1 protein-coding gene is annotated in these 1,117 nt (G+C 54.6%); it reads left to right on the forward strand.

All coding sequences use genetic code 11. The features are described 5' to 3' along the window. Window positions 1-78: 78 nt before the first annotated feature. Window positions 79-1,083: an NAD-dependent epimerase gene (locus VZP09_RS12590; protein ID WP_064164754.1), complete on the forward strand. Its 1,005-nt coding sequence runs from the start codon at window positions 79-81 to the stop codon at window positions 1,081-1,083. Window positions 1,084-1,117: the final 34 nt, after the last annotated feature.

Here is a 1,117-nt window from a genome sequence, read left to right on the forward strand (position 1 = left end):
AGCAAGTGATCCCAACCGCAAGCCAGTGTAAAATCGGCACTTATGTAGAACGGGATATTCACACCCCGGAGGAAAAATATGAAGTTTTTGGTCACTGGTGCCGCAGGTTTTATCGGCTTCCATATCGCGCAGCGCCTGCTGAATGAAGGGCATGATGTTGTCGGAATCGACAACATGAACGACTATTATGACGTCAGCCTGAAGCAGGCCCGTCTGGATCGCCTGGCATCTCCGGCATTCCATTTCCAGCTGCTGGATCTGGCCGACCGTGAAGGTATGGCAAAGCTGTTCGCCACAGAGCAATTTGATCGTGTGATCCACCTGGCCGCCCAGGCCGGTGTGCGCTACTCGCTCGAAAACCCGTATGCCTACGCAGACGCTAACCTGATGGGGTATCTGAACATTCTGGAAGGCTGCCGTCATACCAAGGTGAAACACCTGGTGTACGCCTCCTCCAGCTCGGTTTACGGCCTTAACCGTAAAATGCCGTTCTCCACCGAAGATTCCGTCGATCATCCGGTCTCCTTGTATGCCGCCACCAAGAAAGCTAATGAACTGATGGCGCACACCTATTCCCACCTGTACGGCATCCCGACCACCGGGCTGCGCTTCTTTACAGTTTATGGTCCGTGGGGTCGCCCGGATATGGCGCTGTTCAAGTTCACGAAAGCGATGCTGGAAGGAAAAAGTATCGACGTTTACAACTACGGCAAAATGAAGCGCGACTTCACCTATATCGACGACATCGTCGAGGCGGTGGTTCGGGTGCAGGATGTGATCCCGCAGGCCAATGCCGACTGGACCGTTGAGAGCGGTTCCCCGGCCACCAGTTCCGCGCCGTATCGGGTATATAACATTGGCAACAGCTCACCAGTGGAACTGATGGACTACATCACCGCTCTGGAAGAAGCGCTGGGAATGGAAGCGCAGAAGAATATGATGCCGATTCAGCCGGGCGATGTGCTGGACACCAGCGCAGATACTCAACCGCTGTATGACCTGGTGGGCTTTAAGCCGCAAACGTCAGTGAAGGACGGCGTGAAGAACTTCGTGGACTGGTACAAGGATTACTATCAGATCTAATCCCCCTGCCCTGCCGCAATCGTCAGGTTGCGGC

This window comes from Klebsiella sp. EMBS2024 (assembly GCF_036233805.1).
Taxonomy (GTDB): Bacteria; Pseudomonadota; Gammaproteobacteria; order Enterobacterales; family Enterobacteriaceae; genus Klebsiella; species Klebsiella pneumoniae.

What these genes read in the sequence shown, in the direction of transcription:
- VZP09_RS12590 (WP_064164754.1), top strand. Translation starts at nt 79, where the DNA reads ATGAAGTTTTTGGTCACTGGTGCCGCAGGTTTTATCGGCTTCCATATC.